Raw genomic sequence first — 21,378 nt, forward strand, 5'->3', positions numbered from 1 at the left:
CAACCGCGTGGCGTCGTTGCCGATCTGCATGGTCAACGGGCCTGATGGGCTACTGCAGGTCCTCCACCGTCATCGCCGAGGCGTCGAAGTCGCGGTGCTCGACCAGCACCATCCAGTTGCCGGAGTTGTCGCGCATGAGCGCCTCGACCCCGTAGGGGCGTTCGGCCGGGGGCTGGATGAACGTGACGCCCTTCGCGGTCAGGTCCTCGTACGTCTTCTGGCAGTCGTCCACGGCCAGGCCGATGCCGGGCAGCCCGCCCTCGGCCTGCGCGCGCTGCATCGCGGCGACCAGGTCGTCGGACAGCGGCTTGCTCGGCGTCGTGAGGTGCACCGACAGCTCGGGCTGGTTCGGGTGCCGCACCGTGCACCAGCGGAAGTCCTCGGCCAGCTGGATGTCCTCCTGCTCTTCGAAGCCCAGGACGTCGACGTAGAACGTCTTCGACTCCGAGATGTCCTTCACCCACACGCTGACCAGCGAGATGTTCGAGATCGTCATGCCGACGACGCTAGGGGGCGGCGTCCCCCGGCTGCTTCTCCCCGCTTGCGGTCATGCCGCGCATGAACACCCAGCAGCCGGGGATGTGCGGCGCCCCGGTGGCCGCCCACCGCCGCTGGTAGGCGCTCGGGGTCTCCCCCACCAGCTCGCGGAACCGGCTGGAGAACGACCCGAGGCTGGAGAAGCCCACCAGGTGGCAGACCTCGGTGACCGTGAGGTTCGTCGTCCGCAAGAGGTCCTGGGCGCGCTCGACCCGGCGGCGCGAGAGGTGCGCGGCCGGCGAGACGCCGTAGGTGGCGGTGAACAGCCGCTGGAAGTGGAACGGGCTGAGCGCCGCGACCGCGGCCAGCTGCGCCAGCGTCAACGGCTGGTCGTAGTGCCGGTCGGCGTGGTCCCGCGCCCGCCGCAGGTGCTCCAGCACGTCGTCGTGCGCCCGCACGTCACCCTCCTCCGCCGTTGATCATGCAGATCGGCAACGGTGACGCGCCCGGCACCCGCGTGCCGCCGTTGCCGATCTGCATGATCAACGAGGGGCGACGGCGGCCAGGGCGTGGCGGGCGATCTGGAGCTCCTCGTTCGTGGGGACGACCAGCACCGGTACCTGCGCGCCGTCGGGGCTGATGGCCCGGGCTCCCCGGTCGCGGGCCGAGTTCGACGCCGGGTCGATCTGCAGTCCCAGGTGGGCCAGGCCCTCGACCACCCGCGCCCGCACCTCGGGGCTGTTCTCGCCCACGCCGGCGGTGAAGACCAGCGCGTCGAGGCCGCCGAGGTGGGCGAGGTAGGCGCCCACGTAGCCGCGGATCCGGTGTGCGTACACGTCCAGCGCGAGCTCGGCGCGGGGGTCACCGGAAGAAGCCGCCGCCAGGACGTCGCGCAGGTCGCCGGAGCCGGTCAGCCCGGCCAGGCCGCTGCGCCGGTTGAGCAGGGCGTCGACCTCGTCGACCGACATCCCGGTGCGCAGCAGGTGCAGCACCGCGCCCGGGTCGAGGTCGCCGCCGCGGGTGCCCATCACCAGGCCCTCGAGCGGGGTGAGCCCCATCGAGGTGGCGATCGAGCGGCCGTCGGACACCGCGCAGGCCGAGGCCCCGTTGCCCAGGTGCAGCACCACGAACCGGCCCTCGCGCCCCAGGAAGCGGGCGGCCTCGGCCGACACGTACTCGTGCGAGGTGCCGTGGAAGCCGTACCGCCGGATGCCCCGCTCGGCGGCGAGGTCGGCGTCGATGGCGTACGTGCTGGCCTCGGGCGGGATGGTCGCGTGGAAGGCGGTGTCGAACACGGCGACCTGCGGCACCCCGGGGAACGCCTGCCGGGCGGCCCGGACGCCGAGCAGCCCCGGCGGGTTGTGCAGCGGCGCGAGGTCGGCCAGCTCCTCGACGGCGGCCTCGACCTCGTCGTCCACCACGACCGGGGCGCTGAACCGGGCGCCGCCGTGCACCAGGCGGTGCCCGACCACGTCGGGTGCCAGGTCCAGACCGGCGGCGGCGCAGGTGCGCATCATCAGCGCCAACGCCGCCGTGTGGTCGGGGACGTCGGCGTCGACCACGACCTCGCCGTCCGGCCCGCGGTGCGTGATCGTGCCCGCGCCGCCGATCCGCTCGACCAGGCCCGAGCCGAGCACCCGCTCGGCGTCGTCCAGCAGTTGGTACTTCAGCGATGACGACCCGCTGTTGACCACCAGCACGGTGCTCACGCGCCGGCCGCCTGCACCGCGGTGAGGGCGATGGTGTTGACGATGTCGCGCACGGTGGCACCCCGCGAGAGGTCGTTGACCGGCCTGTTCAGGCCCTGCAGCACCGGGCCCATGGCGACGGCACCGGCCGAGCGCTGCACCGCCTTGTACGTGTTGTTGCCGGTGTTGAGGTCGGGGAAGACGAAGACCGTCGCCCGCCCGGCGACGTCCGAGCCCGGCATCTTCGCCGAGCCGACCTCGGGGTCGGCCGCGGCGTCGTACTGCATGGGCCCGTCGACGACGAGCTCCGGCGCCCGCTCCCGCACCAGCCGGGTCGCCTCGCGCACCTTGTCGACGTCGGCACCCGAGCCGGAGTCGCCGGTGGAGTACGACAGCATCGCCACCCGCGGCTCGATGCCGAACTGCGCCGCGGTCGCCGCCGAGGAGATCGCGATGTCGGCCAGCTGCGCGGCGTCGGGCAGCGGGTTGACCGCGCAGTCGCCGTAGACCAGCACCCGGTCGGCCAGCGCCATGAGGAAGACGCTCGACACCACCGAGACGTCGGGTCGGGTGCGGATGATCTCGAACGCCGGCCGGATGGTGTGCGCCGTGGTGTGCGCGGCGCCGGAGACCATGCCGTCGACCAGGCCGAGCTGCACCATCAGCGTGCCGAAGTACGACACGTCGGGGACGACGTCGTACGCCGCCTCCACGGTGACCCCGCGGTGCGACCGCAGCGCCGCGTACTCCTCGGCGAACCGGGTGCGCAGGTCGTGGTCGAACGGGCTGAGCACCGCAGCGCCGGCGAGGTCCAGGCCCAGCTCCGAGGCCCGCCCGCGCACCTTCGTCTCGTCGCCCAGGATGGTCAGCCGGGCGATGCGGCGGGCCAGCACGGTGGCGGCGGCGCGCAGGATGCGGTCGTCGTCCCCCTCGGGCAGCACCACGTGCTGGTCGGCCGCGCGGGCGCGCTCGGTGAGCAGGTGCTCGAACATCAGCGGCGTCACGACGGTGGACGGGCCGACGTCGAGGCTGTCGAGCAGCCGGCGGGTGTCCACGGCCTCGTCGAACATCGCGATCGACGTCTCGGTCTTGCGCGGGGAGTCCGAGGCGATGAGGCCCCGGGTGTGGATCACCCGGGCGGTGGTGTCGAAGGTGCCCAGCGAGGTGCGCACGATCGGCAGCGAGCTGCCGATGCCGGCGATGAGCTGCAGCACCGGCTCGGGCAGGTCGATGCCGCCGTTGAGCAGGATGCCGGTCGGCGAGGGGTAGGTGCCGGCCGCGTGCGCGGTCATCACCGCCAGGACGACGTCGGGCCGGTCGCCCGGGACGACGACCACCGAGCCCTCGAGCAGGCGCGGCAGCACGTTGACCATCGACATCGCCGCCACCACGACGCCCATGGCCTCGCGCTGCATCAGCTCGGGGTCACCGGCGACCAGCTCGCCGTCGACCGCCTCGGCCACCGTGGCGAACGTGGGGGCGATGAGGAAGGGCTCCTCGGGGATGGCCCAGACCGGCCGGTCGGTGACCGCCTGCACGGCTGCGACGCCGTCCTCCAGCCGGTCGGGGTCGGCGCGGTTGAGCACCACCGCGACCACCCCGGCGTGCTCGGCGGCCAGCTCGCGCAGGGCGGGCTCGGCGACGGCGGCCAGCGCCTCCGGGGTGCGGGCGGGCGCCTGGCCCAGCTGCTCGGCACCGGCCGGGTCGCGGCCGCCCAGCACCAGCACCACCGGGGTGCCCAGGTTGGCCGCGGTGCGGGCGTTGAACGACAGCTCGGTGGGCGAGCTGACGTCGGTGAAGTCCGACCCGACCACGACGACGGCGTCGCAGCGCGCCTCGACCGCCTTGTAGCGCTCGACGATGCGGGCGAGCGCGGCGTCGGCGTCGGCGTGGACGTCGTCGTAGGTGACGCCCACGGCCTCGTCGAACCCGATGCCCGCGGTGGTGCGCTCGAGCAGGGTGGCCAGCACCGGGTCGGTGGCGCCGCGGGCGACCGGCCGGAACACCCCCACCCGGCCGACCTCGCGGGTCAGCGTGGTGAGCAGGCCGAGGGCGACGATCGACTTGCCGGAGTGGCCCTCGACGGAGGCGACGTACACGCTGCGGGCCAGGGTGGCTCCTCGGGCTGGCCCGCGGCCGGCGGGCGTCGGCTCGCTGTCGGGTCGAACCTAACCGACACCCGGCCGGGTCACCCGCCGGGAGCCGGGCGCACCAGGCCGGTCTCGTAGGCCAGCACCGCGGCCTGGGTGCGGTCGCGCAGACCGAGCTTGCCCAGGATCCGGCCGACGTGGGTCTTCACGGTCAGCTCCGAGAGCACCAGCTCCGCGGCGATCTCGGCGTTGGACCGCCCGCCGGCCACCTGCACCAGCACCTCGCGCTCGCGGTCGGTGAGCGCGTCGAGCCGGGTGTCCCGGACGCCGGGGTGCGGCAGCTGGCCGGCGAAGGTCTCCAGCAGCCGCCGGGTGATCCGGGGCGAGACCACGGCGTCCCCGGCCGCCACGGTGCGGATGGCGGCCAGCAGGTCGGCGGGCTCGGTGTTCTTGAGCAGGAACCCGCTGGCCCCGGCGCGCAGCGCGGCGAAGGCGTGCTCGTCGAGGTCGAAGGTGGTGAGCACCAGCACCCGGCTGGGCAACCCGGCGGCGACGATCTGCGCGGTGGCCGCCACTCCGTCCAGCACCGGCATGCGCACGTCCATCACCACGACGTCGGGGCGCAGCTGCCGGGCCAGCGCCACTGCGGCCGCGCCGTCGCCGGCCTGGCCCACGACCTCGAGGTCGGGCTGGCTGTCGAGCACCATGCCGAACCCGACGCGCACCAGCGGTTCGTCGTCGACCAGGAGCACCGTCGTCATGCCGGCACCTGCGCGCCGATCGGCAGCGTGCCGCGCACCCGCCACCCGCCGTCGACCGGTCCGGTCTCGACCGTCCCACCCCAGGACCCGAACCGCTCGCGCATGCCGACCAGCCCGTGCCCGGCCGGCCGGTCGGGATCCCGCGGGCGCTCGCCGCGGCCGTCGTCGACGACCTCCACCTCGAGGGCGTCGGCACCCCAGCGCAGGGCGACCCGGGCCGACCGGGCGCCGTCGGCGTGGGTGAGCGTGTTGGTCAGCGCCTCCTGCACCAGCCGGTGGACGGCGAGCTGCGCAGTGGCCGGCAACGCCGCGGGGGTGCCGGTCACGCTGAGGGTGACCGCCAGCCCGGCGGAGCGGACCTGCTCGAGCAGCTGGTCGAGCTGGGCCAGGCCGGGGGCGGGGGCGTCGTCGGGCTCGCCGTCGGCGCGCAGCACGCCGAGCAGCCGGTGCATCTCGGCGATCGCCTCGCGCCCGGTCGCCGCCACCTGCGCCATCGCCCCGCGGGCCCGCTCGGGGTCGGCGGCCAGGGCGTAGCCGGCGCCGTCGGCCAGGGCGGTCATGACCGAGATGTTGTGCGCCACGACGTCGTGCACCTCGCGGGCGATGCGGGTGCGTTCCTCGGCGACGGCGGCGCGGGCCCCGGCGTCCCGTTCCCGCTCGGCGCGCACGGCCCGCTCCTCCAGCGCCACCAGCAGCGAGCGGCGGGTGCGCCGGTTGCGCCCGGCCACCACGGCGACCACGGTCACCGCGCTCAGCGGCACCACCCCCTCGCCCCCGAGCCGGCCGAGCAGGCCCAGCACCGCGAGGGTGACCGGCACCGCCGCGACGACGGCGGTCGCCACGACCACCTCGCGCACCGGACGGCGGTCGGCCACCGAGGCCAGCAGCCACAGCAGCACCACCCCGGCCGGCAGCAGCCGCTGAGGTTCCAGACCGTGGGCGACCCACCAGGCCCCGAGGACGACGGCGGCCACCCCCAGCGCGGCGAGCGGGGCGCGGTGCCGGGCCAGGGCGGTGGCCCACAGCAGCGTCGAGACGACCACCGCACCCGCCGTCAGCCCGCCGACCCGGACCAGCGGCCCCAGGGAGAGCACGGCCAGCACGACGACCGGTGCGACCAGGCGCACACGGGCCGAGGACGTCATGCCGGTCATCGTCCCCGCTCAGGCGTCGCGGGTGCGCAGTCGCCACACCGCGGCGGCCAGCCCGACCGCCACGTACCCGACCAGCACCGCGAACCCGGTCCACGGCGCGAACTGGTCGGCCGTGGTGGCCAGCCGCAGCAGGCTCCCGCCGGCCGAGCTGGGCAGCCACCGCACGACGTCGGGGCCCCAGTCGGCCGGCAGCAGGCCGCCGAGCACCGGGAGCAGGAAGACCAGCCCGAACAGGGTCGCCACGGCGCCCGCCGTCGAGCGCAGCAACCAGCCCAGCGCCGAGCCCAACAGGGTGATCGCGGTCAGGTAGAGCGCCGTCCCCAGCACGACCCGCAGCACGCCGTCCTCGCCCAGACCGGGCATGCCGTCGGCGACGGCCGAGCCGACCGCGTAGGAGACCGACGCCGCGACCATCGCCGTGACCAGCACGACCCCGCCCAGGACGGCGGCCTTGGCCGCGAGCACCGGCCAGCGCCGGGGCGTGGCCGCGAGCGTGCTGCGGATCGTGCCGGAGGTGTACTCGCCGGTGACCAGCAGGACCCCGAGCACCCCGAGCGCCAGCTGGGCCAGGTTGTAGCCGGCCAGCGCGAGGGTGAGGGGCTGGGCGAAGTCGACGCCGGGCGGGCCCCCGCCGTTGCCCCCCGGCCCGCCGTCGCCGGCCGTGCTGGTGAACAGCAGACCGAGCAGCACCATGCCGACGAGCGCGCCGGCCAGGACGTACCAGGTGGAGCGCAGCGAGCGGGCCTTGAGCCACTCACCGCGCAGGAGACCGGTCGTCGTCGCCGTGCGCTCCAGGGTCGCGGTCATGCCGGCTGCTCCTCGGTGCGGTACTCGCGCTCGTCGGCGGTGAGCGCCATGAACGCCTCCTCGAGGGAGGCCTGGACGGGGGTGAGCTCGTGCACGGCGATGCCGGCCTGCGCGGCGCGGTCGCCGACCACCTCGGGCCCGACGCCGCGGACCAGCAGCACCCCGGTCTCCGCGGACTCCACCACGACGTCCGGACCGGCCAGCAACCCCGCGAGCTCGGCGGCCCGCGTACTGCGCACCCGGACGCCGTCACCGCCGGCACGGCGGATGAACTCGGCCGTCGGCACGTCGGCGACCAAGCGGCCTCGGCCCATGACGACGAGGTGGTCGGCGGTCACCGCCATCTCGGCCATGAGGTGGGAGGAGAAGAAGACGGTGCGCCCCTCGGCGGCCAGCCGCCGGGCCAGGGTGCGGATCCACAGGACGCCGTCGGGGTCCAGCCCGTTGACCGGCTCGTCCAGGACGACGGTGGCGGGGTCCCCGAGCAACGCGGTGGCCACGCCGAGGCGCTGGCCCATGCCGAGGGAGAACCCGCCGACCCGCTTCCCGGCCACGGAGGTGAGCCCGGCCAACTCGAGCACGGCGTCGACCCGGGTGCGCGGCAGCCCCGCCGTGGCGGCGAGGACCTGCAGGTGGGCGCGGGCGGTGCGGCCCGGGTGCAGCGCCCGCGCCTCGAGCAGCGCACCGACCTGCCGCAGCGGGTCGCGGTGCTCGGCGTAGGGCCTGCCGTTCACCAGCGCGGTGCCCGAGGTCGGCCGGTCCAGGCCCAGCACCATCCGCATGGTGGTGGACTTGCCCGCACCGTTGGGGCCCAGGAAGCCGGTGACGACACCGGGCCGGACGGTCACGGTCACGTCGTCGACGGCGAGCCGCTCGCCGTAGCGCTTGGTCAACCCGCGCAGTTCGATCATGCGGACCAGCCTGCCGCCGGCGAGGCCGCCCGTCGTCGTCCGCGCGACGTCACCTGCTGACCTCCCGGCTACGCCTCCGGGAGTACTCCGGGCGCGACCGACTGTGCAGTTGCGGTCGCCGCCACGCCCCGACCCGCCGTGCACGGCGCCCTCGACTGCACACTCGCCGACGCGACGACCCGCCATGCTGGGCGCATGCCGGACATCCGTCTGCTGGCCGCACCGCCGTGGGAACGGGACCTGTTCGTCGCCGGCGCGTTCGCCCGGACCGCTCACGTCTGGTCGCTGGGCAGCGGGACGGAGCTCGCCGTCCTCGACACCGTCCTCGACTTCGGCGGGGAACGGCTGTGCCTGGTCACCGGCGAGGCGCCGGTCGTCGTGGCCGGCGCGTGGGAGCGCCACGGCGTGTGCGGCTACGCCTTGTCCGGTGAACTCCTCTGGCAGGACAGGACCCGGTCGAACGTCCAGCACGTCACGGCACTGCCTGCGGGCAAGGTGGCGGTCGGTTGCGCGAAGGGGCCGGCGAGGGTGCTCGATGCCGCGACCGGGGCCGAGCTGCGGTCCCTCCGGGGGGTCACGGAGGTCATCCCTCTGACCCCTGACATGTCCGTCCTGGTGAGCCAGTCCTACGCGCGCCTGGCCGATGCCGACTTCCAGCCGACGAGTGGTCGCATCACCCTGCCACCGTCCGCCCCGGTGGTCGGCAGCGCAGCGGCCGGCCCCGACCTCGTGGCGCTGACGACGATGGACGACGGCGTGTGGTTCCTGGACCCGACGGGAGCCCGAGTCGCGCGCCAGCATCGCCGGGGGTCTCCTGGGGGACGTCGCGTACGACGTCGGCGCCGGGTGCTGGCAGGTCGTCGTCCGCGTCGAGCGGGCGGACGAGGTGCAGTTCCACCTCGTGCGGCTCACCACCGCCGCGGAGGTGGTGGACCGCATCCCACTGCCGAACGTGCACGACTCGGTGTGGATGGACGACGGCCGGGTGCTCGTGGTCAGCACCGAGGACGGTGTCCTCGCCCTCGATCCCTCGACCGGGTCCACCCGGCTCCTCATCGAACCCACCTGACCCAGCAGAACCCCGTCGCCCAGGACGGTGGGCCCTCATACGGTGCGGGTCATGAAGATCGCCGAGGCGCTGTCGCTGCGCACCGACGCCCGTCGCCGGGTCGACCAGCTGCGGGCCCGGATCACCGCCAACGCCCGGTACCAGGAGGGCGAGGAGCCCACCGAGAGCTCGGCGGACCTGCTGGTGGAGGCCGAGCGGGCGCTGGACGAGCTCGAGTCGTGGATCGGCCGGATCAACCGCACCAACGCCGCCGTCGACCTCGGCGCCGACGGCACGATGACCGACGCCCTCGCCCGCCGCGACGTCCTGCGGTTGCGGCACGCCCTGCTGACGTCGGCCGCCGACGCCGCTGCGGGCACCGGGTTCCGGCAGCTGCGCAGCGAGCTGCGCCAGCTCACCTCGCTGCCGGTGTGCGAGCTGCGGTCCCGCGCCGACGACGTCGCCCGGGCGCTGCGCGAGCTCGACGTCCGCATCCAGCAGGCGAACTGGACCCACGACCTCGTCGACTGAGCATGGTGGACTGAGCTCGGCCGCCGCGGGAGTCGGTAGCCGCAGGAGGGCGGACACGAACCCGAGGGCCGGCGGGCAACCCGGTCCATATCTGGTGGGTGGAGGGCAGCCCCGGGGTTCGACTCCCCGACGCACGACGCAGCCCCGAACCGTGCACCGGTGACGGCGCAGCCAGTACGCATCACCACCACGTGTCGGCTCCTGCGGTGAGGGCGGGTCCGGGGACCTCCCGCGGCGGCCTTCTCCACCCTGGGGTGGAGACGGGATGGGCCCGGCGGCCGATGTGCGGGACGGCCATGATCACCAGACTCGTCGGCATGGAGAACGTGTCGCACGGACCGGAGATCGCCCGGGTGCTGCGCCAGCTGCGGCTGGCCGTCTTCCGCGGGGACGTCGAGGTCGACGCCGCCCGGTTGGACTCCTGGCCGCCCGGCGCACGGCTGGCGCTGGACCAGTGCGCCCGCCGGGCGCAGGCCCGCGGGCACCGCTTCGTCGTGCGCGAGCCCGTCGCCGCCTGAACCTCAGTGCGGGTTGCGCCGCCGCTCGACCGCCGGGGGCGTGGGCGGCGGGGTGAGCGGACGCAGGTACCGGGCGTCGACCCAGGCGTGCACGATGTTCTGCTCGAAGTAGCCGGGCACCGAGTAGGCCACCCGACCCCACCAGGTGCCGTGGTCGTCCTGCCGCCAACCGAGCAGGACGGCGGGGAACGGGTCGACCTGGTGCGGCATGCCGGTGACCCAGCAGTGCCGCGGGCGGGGGTCGGGGCGCTCGTGCATCCCGGGAGCCGCCATGCCGAGAAGCATGGCAGATCGTCCGAACACGTGTTCGATCGACGGTGGTGAGGTGCTAACCGATGCCGTGGCCAGCGGCGACGGCCCCATTTGTGCGGACCTCTTACGCGGTCTCGGCCGGGTTCTTACACATCGGCGTCCGGCTGGTCGCCCCAGCGGTAGAGGACCTGCACCGAGTCGGTGAACCGGCGCGGGTCCTCGGTGTGCAGGCTGATGTACCCGCTGCGGTTGCGCAGCAGCATCTTGGCCTCGGTCTCGGGCCAGAACAGTTGGTCAACGAACCGCTGGAAGGTCCGGCCGGAGGCGCGGGCGTAGTGGAGCGGGTTGTGGGAGTCCTGGAGCCACTCCTCTGTGCGTGGCGTCAGGACGATGGCAAGGTCCAGGTCGCCGAGCTGATCGACGTCGGGGCGGGTGTAGGAGCCGAAGACGGCCACCTCGCTGATGCGCAGCGGCTTGGTGTCGTCGGCGTTGTAAGCCCGCGTCCGCTCCAGGACGCCCTCCAGGAGCACCTGTGCGCGGGCGCGGCTGATCGGCTTCTGGAATGAGGCGTTGGCCAGCCCTCCGCCGGTGTCCTCGGAGGTGTGGAACTCCTGTCCGCTGCCGTCCCGGTCAGCGATGACGCGGAGGTAGCCGGCCTCCACGAGCCGCGTCAGGGCTACCTCGACCTCGGCGACGTCCCGTCGGACTTGTCGGGCGATGAACTCCAGCGGCGTCCAGGCGGTGTGGCAGGCGCGGGACAGGTCGCGGGCCAGTTCGGGGTCGACCCCGCCGACCAGCACGCCGCGCTGCAACCGCATGGCGGGCAGTCTGCCCGAGCGCGGTTGCGCTAGCCGTTCCTCCTGACGGGCGCGCGGACGCTGGCGGGGCTGGCCTGTCTGACCCAGCTCGTCGAGACACCCCTCAGTCCGGCCACCTGCCCGCAGTGCTGACCACCGCCTGACTTCCCTCACCTTGCGCGGACAGTCAGCGCCGCCCCTGGCCCCCAGACCCGCTGACGGTCCAGCCTGGCGGGAGCTACTGCGTTGCGGCCTCTCCGGCGGCGTCGATGTCGGTGATCCAGGCGTTGAGCGCCTCGACCGCGTCGGTCAGTTCCAGCGTCACGCCGCCGTTGCCGGCGGCTGAGGTGTAGTCGGTGCCCCAGTGCGCGTGGGCCACCGCGGCCGGCGGCCACTCCCGCGGCGTCCAGTCCGCGCGGCGGGCGTCCTCGGCGCGGGCGTCGAAGACCGCCACGCACGCCTGCCGGAGCTCGCCGAGGGTGGGGGTGGCCTCGGTGGCGATGAGGTCGCGCAGCAGGAGCAGATCGACCACGTCGCGGGCCCGGTCGTTCTTCTGCTCAGGCGGGGAATGCGGGTCGGTGCACGCGTGGATCTTCTGCGCGACCTGGAAGCGGACCGCGATGCCCAGCAGCTGGTCGGGGCTGGGGATCCCGAAGTGCTTCAGGTCCGGGGCGGGGAGCACGTCGTACTCGGCGGCCGCATCGGCTTCGTCCGGGGAGATCTCGACCTTGATCCTGCGCCACACGTCACCGCGCAAGGTGACCTGGATGTTGAACCGGCGGGGCAGGATGGCCTTGCCGGGGACGTTGATGACCTCGACCTCGGTGCGGGTCAGCTGCAGCGCGCCCCACGGCTCGGCGATCGCGGCGTCGAGCAGGTCGACGAACCGGTCGATGTCCCCGCGCACGATTCCGTCGACGTCCTTCGTCGGGCGGCTGGCAGCTCCCAGGCGGTACTGCAGGTAGGTGCCGCCCTTGAGCAGGAAGTTGGCGCGGCCGTCCTCGTCCACGGCACGCTGCAGGGCGGCAACGACGACCGCGGAGGCGACCAGCCAGCTCAGCCGGTCGGCTTCCAGGCCGACGGCGGACTGGGCGGTGGAGATCCAAGAGTTCAGCGTCGAGGCCGTGCGCGGTGCCTTGCCGCGGTCGCGCAGCTCGGCCATCCGGGCCAACGGGTCAGCAGGCTCGCCGGCAGCGTCGGCGCTGGTCTCGTTGGTGGTCTGGGTGGGGTCAGCCGACATCGCGGCGCTCCAGGTCGTCGGTGAGGGTGGCGGCCTGGGCGGCGGTGAGCAGCCCGCGGTCGCGGCCGGTGCGCAGGGCCTGGCGGAGCAGGTAGGTGGGAATGCCGCTGGCGATGCCCTGGTCGATCGCGGTGGGCAGGGTGACGGTGGGGATGCGGTGCCACCAACCCAGCTGGTCGGGGGCGAGGTCCTGGTAGTGCACCACGTACCGGTCGCCACCGTTGCGGCGGATGCGCTCACGCTTGGGCAGGGTGAGGTGGATCCGGTCGGGGTTGATGTCGCAGACGTCGTAGCCGGCCAGGGCGGTGTCGTGGCTCAGGCACGCGTCGGGGCGACCGGTCCACAGGACGGCCAGCATGTGGGTGTCGTACTCGGTAACCGGCAGCTCTGGGAACCGGTAGACCCCGTGCGCGACGCGCTCGAGAAGACCGCGGCCGGCGAGCTTCTCGACGGTGTGCCGGTCGAGGTCAAGCTCGTCGGCGTCTCGCTTCGTAACGTAGCCGTACTGCTCCACAGCCACGTTCCAGAGCTCTTGTCGTGCCGTCATCTTCACCATCCCCGCCTTCCTGGACTGTCAAAAGGCTACCGCTTTCGGTTGCCTTTTGACAGTGGTCGCCCCGCGCGGGGTGACACTCGCCGCGCCGACTTGAGCGCCGCGCACCGGGCCGTAGGTGGCCGTACGGATGCCGGGCGCTCCCTGTGCGCCGCCCGCCGTTGGTTCCCCAGCGACCACACCGCACCCAGCACGACGACCACGACGACAACAGCAGCAGCAGCAGCGCCTCCCGGCAGGAGCGGGAGACCGCGCGGTGACCACAGTGCTCAACGCGTGCGCCCGCGACGGAGGCAGTCCCCAACGGTCGCCGGCCTAGCCCGCGCTGCGTCACCCGATGGGGGGCCTACCGACTCGAGGCGTCGAGCCCGACAACCTCCCCACAGGCTGTGGGGGAACTGCGCAAGAGCCTGTTGCGCAACCTCGCTCCCGGCGGCCGCTCATCGCTCCGACGGAGCTGGGCGTCAGCGGCGGCCGGGCAGGCCGGGGACCGCCAAGTAGGGCTCACCCAGGTCATCGACCGCCCGGATCAGGTAGGCCTTGTGCTCACCGACGCAGGCGAACTGGGCGACCGCCGGTGCGACCGGGCGACCGGCTTGTTCGTCGGCGGCCAGGGCCTGCAGCTGCTCGCGGTTGATCAGCTGCATGCCGGGTGACCACATCGCCAGCCCGGGCACCTTGTACGTGGTGTCGCCCAGGGTGAGGGGGAAGGCGTCGGGGGCGCCGTACAGCGCGCCGGGCACGGTCGGCACCGAGTTCAGCAGCTGCCCGATCTGACCAGCGACGATGGGGGCGCTCAGACCGTCGTAGGGCAGCAGGCCCGGGGTGCCGGTCAGCGCCGAGGCCACCGCCATCAGCTCGCCGGCCTCCCGGCCGGCCGGTGGGTCGGTGGGGATGGGCACCAGCTGGCCGAGGTGGTTCTGCAGCACCTCCAGGGCGGCGATGAGGTTGTGCAGGTAGTCCACGTTGGCCAGCGCCTCGCCGCCGGCGTCGTAGGACGTCAGGACCACCGGGCCCTGCTTGAACACCAGCCGGGTCCCGGGCCGGCAGGCGGCCAGGAACGCGATCGCTGGCAGCGCGTCGTGCGGGTACCGCCCGGCCAGCGGGGCCATGCTCAGGTTGAGCTCGGTGCCCTCGGACTCATCCACGCCGCCCTGCACCCGGCCCAGCAGCAGGCCGCTGGGGTCCGCGCCGGTCAGCGCGACACCGTGCGGGGCGACGATGCGCTCGGTGAAGGCGAAGGGCACCGACGGCAGGCCACGCTCGGGCTCGTCCGGGCCGTGGGCCGCGGGGACGGCCACCCCCACCCCACCCGGCGGCGGGGCCGCGGTCTCGAGGGCCAGGGTGCAGTGCAGCGGCAGGTCGGTGGTGTCCGGGACGGTGATCAGCCGCACCGAGCTGACCTGTCGGGAGGGCTCCCCGAGGAGGCGCTGGGTGGCCTCGGAGGAGGCGAGCACCTGCACGTCCTCGATGAACCGGCCGTCGATCTCCACGTCTCCGCCTGAGCGCAGCCACCGCTGCAGCACGGCGCGGGCTTCGTCGGCGTCGGGGTCCCCGGCCGGGAAGGTGAACTGGGTGTTGATCGACACCGGGTCGGCGGTGGCCGCGTCGGGGGTCTGGGCGGTGAGCATGGTGGCCGGGCCGATCGGGCTGTCCTGGACGTCCCAGCGCCAGAACGGGCTGATGGTGCCGCCCAGGGCATGCAGGTCCTCGACCCGCTGCAGGTAGTCCGTTCCGGTGGCCAGCGCGGCGCGTTCCTGGGCGTGCTGGGCGGCGCGGCGCAGCACCTTGTACTGAGCGCCCTCGACGTAGCTGATCAGGTCCTCCCGGCCGGCGATCTGCCCGTCCAGCCAGTCACGGCCGAACCACTCCAGGAAGACGTGCGGGTGCTGGGTGCGCAGCTTGTCGAACCAGGCAAGCTCGGCGGGGGTGGGGTCCAGCGGGATGACCAGCACCCAGCGGGCCGGTGCGTGCTGGGTGACCGCGCCGGCCAGGGAGCGGGCGACCTGGCGCCGCTGGCTGGTGGTCAGGCGACGGGTGAAGGACTTGACCTCGTAGATGGTCAGCCCGTCGGGGCCGTCGTGGCGTAGGTCCTGGGACCCGTCCCCACCTGAGCCGTCGATGCCGGTGGCCCCGCATGCAGCGCGGACCAGCATCTTTACGACCCGCTCGAGCTTGGCGGGATCCAGCTCTGCCCAGTCCAGCACCACCCGAGTATGTGGGTAGGGGGTGTCCGCGTCCCGACCTTCGGAGCCCACGACGGGCCGCAGGCGTGATGGCGCATCCGTACCGCCGACGGTACGGATGCGCCATGCTCAACTGCCCGCCGCTGTTGGCGGTGAGGCTTCGGCGGGCTCCAGCTGGCCGGCACGGCGCAGGGCGACCGGGGAGATGTCCAGGCCGGTGGCCGTCCACACCAACGTGCCGGCGTCGGGGTCGACCTGCACGCCGGCGAGCACCGCCGGGTCGCGCACCCGTTCACCGACCTCCCCGACCAGGAACGGCTCACAGTCCACGGTGCTGGCCGGCCCGTCGGCCCAGCCCAGGCGCACCCGGTAGCCATTCAACGGGGTGACCGTGACGACGTCGACGAACTCCTCCGTGCCGGCCGACACGCCCTCCGACGGCGCACCAGACGCGTCGAGCGGTGTGTCATGGGGTGTGTCATGGGGTGTGGTCATCGGTCCTCGATGACGGTGACCGGGGTGCTCAACCGGATGGTGGGGTCCCCGGTGTCCTCCCGGACCGAGAGCAGCAGCTGCAGGGGTCGCCCGACGGTCATCGCAGGCCACGTCCACAGGTCCAGCCCTTCGCCGTCACGCCGCAGCGTGGCCCCGTCCGCGCGGCGGTGGCGGGTGGCGGTCATCGTGGCCGGGTCCAAGTCGTAGACGGTGCCGCTGAGGGTGTACACCCGCGCCCGGCGGGCGCCCGGCGGTGCTGGCCGGCGGGCCGCGACGTGCAGGACGACGCGCACCACTCCCCCGCCGGCGCCCTCGTCCGGGCCGTCGGCTGCCTGCTCGTCGCTGCGCAAACCCACCCCCTAACACGAACACATGTTCTATGCCGTCGTGCGGCGATCTTGCAGGCGTAGCCCTCCGGCGGCAAGCGACCAGATGCGCGCCTGTCGATGACGGCACCGACGGACGTGCGGGTCCGACCGGGTCGTTCGTGCATCGGGCGCTCACCGACGAGTGCCGCTCACTCCGAGGGGCCACCGACCCGTCGAGGCCAAAGCCGTGCTTGGCGCGGTGGCCCTCCTCGCTGCCCGGCACCTGACCCCCGCCGACGCCACCGGCTACCACAACCGATGGGCCGCGGTGCTGAGCGCAACCAGCCGCTGCGCCGCCCCGGTGGCCCCGGTCGACGCGTGCCCCGAGTGCCGCACCGACCGCGCCTGCCCCGCCGACACCTGGCCGCACGCCGTCGCCGTCGCCCTCACCGGCGCCCAGCGCAGCCTCAACCCGAAGACCGCCGGGGTGCGGCTCGGGTCCACCGGCCGCCTCGCCAAGCAGGCCATCGCCCAGCTGGCTGTCGCCGCCCAAGCCGCCTGGCGTGAGGTCACCAACCTCACCGAGAGGCGCGCCGCCAACGCCGACGACCTCGCCGCGCTCGCCTACGGGCTCGGGCTGGTCGAACCCCGGCTCGTGCACCGCCGCGCCCGCGCGGTCGCCGGCATCGGGGACCCGCCCACCGCCATCGCCCTGCTGGACACCGACCTGACCCACCTACCGCAACACCCTCGCCGCACGTCAGGCCGCCGCCGAGCGCAGCCGGCCCGTCCGCCCCACCGACGTGGACACAGCGCGCCGACGACCCGCCCGCTACGCAGGAGATTCACCACAGCGGAGGAACGCGCAGCTACCGCCACTCCGGCGGGATGTTCGCCGCCTGCGGCTCAGGCCGCCACCCCTCCGGTCGCTCGTCAGGAGAGAACCAGCGACAACCGTCCGCGTGCCATTTCGCCCGGCACTCCCGGACCCAACCGAGATTCAGGTCGTTCACGCCGGACTCCGCCCCACAGCAGGAGCAGATGATGTACTGCGCACCGTCCGGGCCGGTCCAGCGGTCCTCACCCTCGTCGTAGCCGCACACCCGGCAGACGCTCTCCACCGCCTCGCTCACCTGCCCGTACCCCGGCAGCCCGCCGTCGGGAACTGACCGCTTCCAGGGCAGGAGGCTGTCGCGCCCGCCTCGCCCGGTCCAGCAACGACCGTTAGTTGCCCAGAGGTCGAGGTGTCGCCATCGCCCTTCGCGGCGGATGCTCAGATTTCCGGCCATCACCGCCGCGCAGATGCCGAGCACGTCGGCGACGACAGCGGCCTCGTCGGTGAGGTCGAGCCATTCGAAGTAGTACTCGTCGTTGATCATCAGCATCAAGTCGTCGTCGAAGCCGTCGAACCAGAACCAGACCCCCGAACCTCGCCCCACGGGCGACAAGATGGTGTTCCAGCCGTAGCTGCCCGGCTCGTCCACGAAGTTGTGTTTGACGGACACGTCGCTGCGGCCGGCGCACAACTTCTCGACGGCCCGTCGCAGGGCTGCCATCACCGGCGGCGGCTGCTCCTCGACCTCGGTCATCGCTGTGTCCAGGTCAGCTGGACCACCTGCACTCGTCTGGGCACGGGGCCATCGTGCCGCCTGCCCGCATCTCGGAAGTCGGCAACGCACCGCTGCACCAGGTCGCCATCGGGACATGGACCCATCGCGTCACCCTTGTTTGCCGTACTCACCCTCCGCTGACCTGGGGGCACAGCCACCGCGGTTATCGGCCGCCGCTCACCGTCGGCACGGCCCGCGGGCCTGGTCGCGATTGCCGCCGCATCGCATCCTCGGGACCAGTGCGGCCGTGCTTCGTCCTGCGGCCACCGACCCACGCGGGTTGATCTTGATTTGCGGACGTGGTTCGCTTCGAACACCAGTTCGAACATGCGTTCGATGGATTGGGTGGCGGGGGAGGCCATCCCAGGCGGCGTGGAGGTCAGCGTGAGGCGCACGGCGGGCAGCAGGTCGGCGGTGCGAGGTGGCTGAGGCCCGCTTCACCCGCAGCGGCATCGCCGCCCGCAAGCCCACCGCCGCCCGGCCAGCCGCACCCGACGGCCCGGCCAGGCGCCTTCGCTCCCCCCGCGCCCAGACTGCCGACGCGGATCCCGCTGCGACGTCGCCGGCCGAGTCGGTCGACCTGGTGGCCGCGCGACTGCAGGTCGCCCTGGCCGCGCTGGACCCCGCGATGGCCGGCCTGATTGGCCGGTACCGATCCGCGGCCCTGGATGCCGAGCAGTGGACCCAGGCCGCCGACCTGTTCCGCCTGGGCATGGCCGTGCTGTCCCCGACTACGACCCGGGCGGCCTACGGCATCTCGATGGCGCTGAACACCCACAGCCGCGCCCGGCTGGCCGTGGGAGCCAGCCGGACCATCTCCGGCTGGTACGGCCCCGACGCGATCGAGACCACCCTGGCCGGCGGGCCCATCGGCACCGGCGCGGCGGCAGTCACCCCGCCGCCGTCCTACGCCTCCACGTTCGCCTCCCGGCTGCGCGCCATCGGCCGGATCCTCGTCGCCGAGACCCCCGCCGCACCGATGAAGTTCACCGCCCACGACCCCCAAGCCCCGCTGTCGGGCAGCGAGCTGGCGCAAGTGCTGGACTTCTGCGACAGCCACCGCAGCCCCCGCCTGGGCACCCGCCTGGGCGCGCGGCTGGCGCGGCTGGTGTGGCTGGGGCTGGGCACCGGGGTCCGCAACAGCGACCTGGTGCAGCGCGCCGACGGCGGGCTGATGCACCTGCGCGGCACCGACGTCACCACCACCGCGCAGGCCGTCGTGGTCACCACCCTCGGACCCGACGCCCGGCGCATCCCGGTGCTGGCCGCCGCCGAGCACGCCGTGGCCGCCGCCGCTCTGGAGGCCGGCGACGGGCAGTTCCTGGACCGGCTCAAGCGCACCACCAACGTCACCGACGAGGTCGTGCAGGCCACCGGCTGGGACCGCGACGCCCGCTTCCCCATCACCGCCGGGCGGCTACGCCAGACGTGGCTGGCCGCCGTCCTGGCCGGAGGCGCGCCCTACCCGGGCATCGTCCGCGCCGCCGGCATCACCGGCGAGCGCACCCTGGCCTCCCTCGCCGACCGGCTCACCCCGCTGGCCGACGACGCCTACGAGACCGCGCTGCGCTGCGGCACCGGCCCGGTGCCCACCGCCGGGCAGCTCGCCCTGCCAGGCCTCACCCACCCCGCCCCGCGGCTGCCCTTCAGGGACCCGCGGTGAGGGTCGACCCGCACACCGGCGAGATCCTCGACGAGGACCCCAGCGGCGAACACGGCGACGACGTCATCGACCTCGACGACGAGCCTGCCGACCAGCTCGTCAACCAGCCCGACGGCACAGGTCGGGACGTGCTCGGTGAGCTGATCGCCGGCCTCGTCCCGACCACCGGGCCCGACGTGCAGGTCGCTCTCCCCCGCCGCACCACGCCCGGGTTGGCGCCCCAGGAAGCGGCCGGGAGCTGGGTTGCGGTGACCGACGCCTCGGCCGCAGCGCCGCTGGTCGGCCCGGACAAGGTCACCGTGCTGACCATCCCCCGCACGCTGGTCACCCTCGCCGAAGCCACCGTCGACCGCGGCCCGCTGGTCACCTACATCGAGTCCCTGCTGCCCGCCCAGACCGGCCGGCGCACCGGCGGGCGCACCCGCGAGCTCGGCGTCCGCGCGCTGCTGGTCGGGCTGCTGCTGCTCGCCCTGGCCGAGCAGGCCATGATCCTGCGCGACGTCGTCGCCGTGCTGAACGGCCTGCACCCCACCGACAAGCACCGCCTGGGCGTGCCCGCCACCGTCACCGAACGCAAGGTGTCCCGGCTGTTCAATCAGATCGCCCACGCCCTGGACCCCTCCCCGGACTCCCCGCACAACTACACCGCCCGCCGCGCCGCCCACGACCGCATCCGCGAGGCCCACCCCGGCCCGGACAACCTCGAGCTGCGCCGCACCCTGCACACCGCCGCCCGCGCCACCCACGAGCAGACTCTCACCGCCAACCTGGCCGCGCTGCGCTACGTGCTGGACCGCGGCCTGGACGCCACGCTGCCCAGCGACCCGCACACCGGCTCCTACGCCGTCGACGGCTCGGCGCTGCCCAGCTGGTCACACCAGTTCCACAAGCAGCCCCGCCGCCCCGAGATGCTCTCGGACCCCGACGCGCGATGGAACGGCAAGGGCGCCGGCTGGTTCGGCTACTGGCTGCACGGCGTGGTCCGCGTCGGCGAGGTCGACGGCCCCGACACCCCGTGCCTGGTCGAGCGGATCGAACTCACCGCCGCCAACGCCGACTCCCGCGACGCCGGCCTGGAGCTGCTCACCCGCATGGTCGCCGACCACGAACGAGCCGACGAAGCCGCCGGCCGCCCGCACCGGGCCCGCCGCGACATCCTCGCCGACCGCGCCTACACCTCCGAGGTCGACCGCGCCGACGACTGGATCTGGCCGGTGTTCGCCCTCGGCTTCGACTCCGTGCATCACCTGACAGCCAACCAGATCGGGCAGGGCAAGCGCCCCCTGCTCAACGGCGCCATCGTCGTCGACGGGCAGCCCTACAGCCCCCGCCTGCCCCACCACCTGCGCGACATCACCCCACCGAAGGTCGCCGCCCCCCGCTCGGCGGTGCTGGCCTACCAGCAGCAGATCGCCCACCGCGCCCCCTACGCCCTGCACGCCGTCGGCGGGCGCCGCGACGACGGCAGCTGGGACTTCGGCTGCAAGGCCATGAGCCTGCTCGGGTCGCTGCGCTGCGACCTGAAGCCCACCTCGATGGCCAAGCCGCCCACCGGCCGCCGGCTGACCACCGACCCCGCCGTGTTCCGGCCGCGCACTCTGCCCAAGATCTGCGGCCAGCAGAAGTCCCGCGTCAGCATGGACGAGCTGCCGTTCTGGCAGCCCCTTCCGCACGGGTCCGCGGAATGGTGGAAGAGCATCAACCGGCGCAACCGCGTCGAGGGCATCTTCGGCAACGTCAAGAACGACGCCGCGCAGAACCTCACCCGCGGCCGGTTCCGCGTCATGGGCCTGGCCCGAACCACCCTGATGAGCCTGTTCACCGTGATGGCGGCCAACCTGCGCCTGATGCAGACCTTCACCGCCCGCCAGCGCAAGGCCGCGGCCGCGAAGGCCGCCGCGGCCGCCGGCGCCACCCCGGTGCGCTCGGTCCGCCGCAAGCCCCGCCTGCACACCCAGCTGCGGCTGGAGATGCGCGAACGCATCGGCGCCGCGCAAGAGCTCGCCGCTGCCGGCGATGCACGCGCCGCCGCACCACCGGGGTCACCACCGGCCACCTGACCGGCGACCCGGTCCAGCCCAGCACCACCCTGACCAGAACCACCGATGGCCTCGGCCTGCCCGTAAACGGGCAGCCGGGGCCATTTTTCCTTCCCGCTGGCGCCATTCCTGTCCCGGCGCCTTGTCTGGTGCCCTCCGGACGCCCGCCGCGGCCGCGACAACGGCCCCGCAACCCCATTTCGGGGCCGCGGGGCCGTTCGCTGTTCCCGCATCGGCCGAACGGTCAGCC

General features: G+C 73.7%; 21 protein-coding genes. 5 read left to right on the forward strand and 16 right to left on the reverse strand.

Annotated features, from left to right (window positions below; all coding sequences use genetic code 11):
• Window positions 1-49 precede the first annotated feature (49 nt).
• The 8 genes from BLP29_RS02130 to BLP29_RS02165 all read right to left on the reverse strand — a co-directional run bounded on the left by BLP29_RS02130 (window position 50) and on the right by BLP29_RS02165 (window position 7,888).
• Window positions 50-496, reverse strand: a complete 447-nt coding sequence (locus BLP29_RS02130; protein ID WP_092799337.1) for a VOC family protein — start codon at window positions 494-496, stop codon at window positions 50-52.
• Window positions 497-506: 10 nt separating this feature from the next.
• Window positions 507-935 carry a helix-turn-helix transcriptional regulator gene (locus tag BLP29_RS02135; RefSeq protein ID WP_092799339.1) on the reverse strand — a complete coding sequence of 143 codons (429 nt, stop codon included), beginning with the start codon at window positions 933-935 and terminating at the stop codon, window positions 507-509.
• Between the two features lie 84 nt (window positions 936-1,019).
• Complete coding sequence (locus BLP29_RS02140; RefSeq protein ID WP_092799341.1) at window positions 1,020-2,186, reverse strand: acetate/propionate family kinase; 1,167 nt, start codon at window positions 2,184-2,186, stop codon at window positions 1,020-1,022.
• On the reverse strand, window positions 2,183-4,264 hold the full coding sequence (pta, locus tag BLP29_RS02145) for a phosphate acetyltransferase (protein WP_243469630.1): 2,082 nt from the start codon (window positions 4,262-4,264) through the stop codon (window positions 2,183-2,185). Before pta ends, BLP29_RS02140 begins: the two co-directional genes overlap by 4 nt.
• Before the next feature lie 89 nt (window positions 4,265-4,353).
• On the reverse strand, window positions 4,354-5,016 hold the full coding sequence (locus tag BLP29_RS02150) for a response regulator (protein WP_092800669.1): 663 nt from the start codon (window positions 5,014-5,016) through the stop codon (window positions 4,354-4,356).
• Window positions 5,013-6,161: a sensor histidine kinase gene (locus tag BLP29_RS02155; protein ID WP_165839246.1), complete on the reverse strand. Its 1,149-nt coding sequence runs from the start codon at window positions 6,159-6,161 to the stop codon at window positions 5,013-5,015. The genes BLP29_RS02150 and BLP29_RS02155 overlap by 4 nt, the downstream gene beginning before the upstream one ends.
• 18 nt (window positions 6,162-6,179) lie before the next feature.
• On the reverse strand, window positions 6,180-6,977 hold the full coding sequence (locus tag BLP29_RS02160; protein ID WP_092799347.1) for an ABC transporter permease subunit: 798 nt from the start codon (window positions 6,975-6,977) through the stop codon (window positions 6,180-6,182).
• Window positions 6,974-7,888, reverse strand: a complete 915-nt coding sequence (locus BLP29_RS02165; RefSeq protein ID WP_092799349.1) for an ATP-binding cassette domain-containing protein — start codon at window positions 7,886-7,888, stop codon at window positions 6,974-6,976. The genes BLP29_RS02160 and BLP29_RS02165 overlap by 4 nt, the downstream gene beginning before the upstream one ends.
• Window positions 7,889-8,774: 886 nt before the next feature.
• Between BLP29_RS02165 and BLP29_RS02170 the strand changes: the two genes are divergently transcribed.
• The 3 genes from BLP29_RS02170 (at window position 8,775) to BLP29_RS02180 (ending at window position 9,985) form a co-directional block, all read left to right on the forward strand.
• Window positions 8,775-8,957, forward strand: coding sequence for an SMP-30/gluconolactonase/LRE family protein (locus BLP29_RS02170; protein ID WP_092799351.1), 183 nt, complete (start codon window positions 8,775-8,777; stop codon window positions 8,955-8,957).
• Between the two features lie 51 nt (window positions 8,958-9,008).
• Window positions 9,009-9,467: a DIP1984 family protein gene (locus tag BLP29_RS02175; protein WP_092799353.1), complete on the forward strand. Its 459-nt coding sequence runs from the start codon at window positions 9,009-9,011 to the stop codon at window positions 9,465-9,467.
• A gap of 296 nt (window positions 9,468-9,763) precedes the next feature.
• On the forward strand, window positions 9,764-9,985 hold the full coding sequence (locus tag BLP29_RS02180; protein ID WP_092799355.1) for a hypothetical protein: 222 nt from the start codon (window positions 9,764-9,766) through the stop codon (window positions 9,983-9,985).
• Between the two features lie 3 nt (window positions 9,986-9,988).
• Here the strand turns inward: BLP29_RS02180 and BLP29_RS02185 are convergent, their stop codons facing one another.
• From BLP29_RS02185 to BLP29_RS02225, 8 genes are all read right to left on the reverse strand, one after another.
• A complete protein-coding gene (locus BLP29_RS02185) occupies window positions 9,989-10,258 on the reverse strand; it encodes a hypothetical protein (protein WP_133378961.1) in 270 nt (89 codons plus the stop codon).
• Window positions 10,259-10,383: 125 nt separating this feature from the next.
• Window positions 10,384-11,055: a nucleotidyltransferase domain-containing protein gene (locus BLP29_RS21175; protein WP_207798258.1), complete on the reverse strand. Its 672-nt coding sequence runs from the start codon at window positions 11,053-11,055 to the stop codon at window positions 10,384-10,386.
• 217 nt (window positions 11,056-11,272) lie between these two features.
• Complete coding sequence (locus tag BLP29_RS02195) at window positions 11,273-12,274, reverse strand: nucleotidyl transferase AbiEii/AbiGii toxin family protein (protein ID WP_092799359.1); 1,002 nt, start codon at window positions 12,272-12,274, stop codon at window positions 11,273-11,275.
• Entirely contained in the window at window positions 12,264-12,821 is a 558-nt protein-coding gene (locus BLP29_RS02200) for a type IV toxin-antitoxin system AbiEi family antitoxin domain-containing protein (RefSeq protein WP_092800675.1), read from the reverse strand. Before BLP29_RS02200 ends, BLP29_RS02195 begins: the two co-directional genes overlap by 11 nt.
• A 470-nt stretch (window positions 12,822-13,291) precedes the next feature.
• Window positions 13,292-15,034, reverse strand: coding sequence for a hypothetical protein (locus tag BLP29_RS02205; RefSeq protein ID WP_133378963.1), 1,743 nt, complete (start codon window positions 15,032-15,034; stop codon window positions 13,292-13,294).
• Window positions 15,035-15,142: 108 nt separating this feature from the next.
• Window positions 15,143-15,442, reverse strand: coding sequence for a DUF2442 domain-containing protein (locus tag BLP29_RS02210; RefSeq protein WP_165839247.1), 300 nt, complete (start codon window positions 15,440-15,442; stop codon window positions 15,143-15,145).
• A gap of 62 nt (window positions 15,443-15,504) precedes the next feature.
• The gene (locus tag BLP29_RS02215; RefSeq protein WP_092799365.1) at window positions 15,505-15,864 is read right to left on the reverse strand and encodes a hypothetical protein; all 360 of its coding nucleotides are present in this window, start codon (window positions 15,862-15,864) and stop codon (window positions 15,505-15,507) included.
• Between the two features lie 821 nt (window positions 15,865-16,685).
• Window positions 16,686-17,405: a hypothetical protein gene (locus BLP29_RS02225; RefSeq protein ID WP_092799369.1), complete on the reverse strand. Its 720-nt coding sequence runs from the start codon at window positions 17,403-17,405 to the stop codon at window positions 16,686-16,688.
• A gap of 442 nt (window positions 17,406-17,847) precedes the next feature.
• Here BLP29_RS02225 and BLP29_RS02230 point away from each other — a divergent pair, with 442 nt between their 5' ends.
• Both BLP29_RS02230 and BLP29_RS02235 read left to right on the forward strand, forming a co-directional pair.
• Window positions 17,848-19,089, forward strand: a complete 1,242-nt coding sequence (locus tag BLP29_RS02230) for a hypothetical protein (RefSeq protein ID WP_092799371.1) — start codon at window positions 17,848-17,850, stop codon at window positions 19,087-19,089.
• On the forward strand, window positions 19,086-21,149 hold the full coding sequence (locus tag BLP29_RS02235; RefSeq protein ID WP_092799373.1) for a hypothetical protein: 2,064 nt from the start codon (window positions 19,086-19,088) through the stop codon (window positions 21,147-21,149). The genes BLP29_RS02230 and BLP29_RS02235 overlap by 4 nt, the downstream gene beginning before the upstream one ends.
• The last annotated feature ends 229 nt before the right edge of the window (window positions 21,150-21,378 follow it).

The sequence above is a fragment of the Klenkia marina genome (genome assembly GCF_900101025.1).
Classification (GTDB): Bacteria; Actinomycetota; Actinomycetes; order Mycobacteriales; family Geodermatophilaceae; genus Klenkia; species Klenkia marina.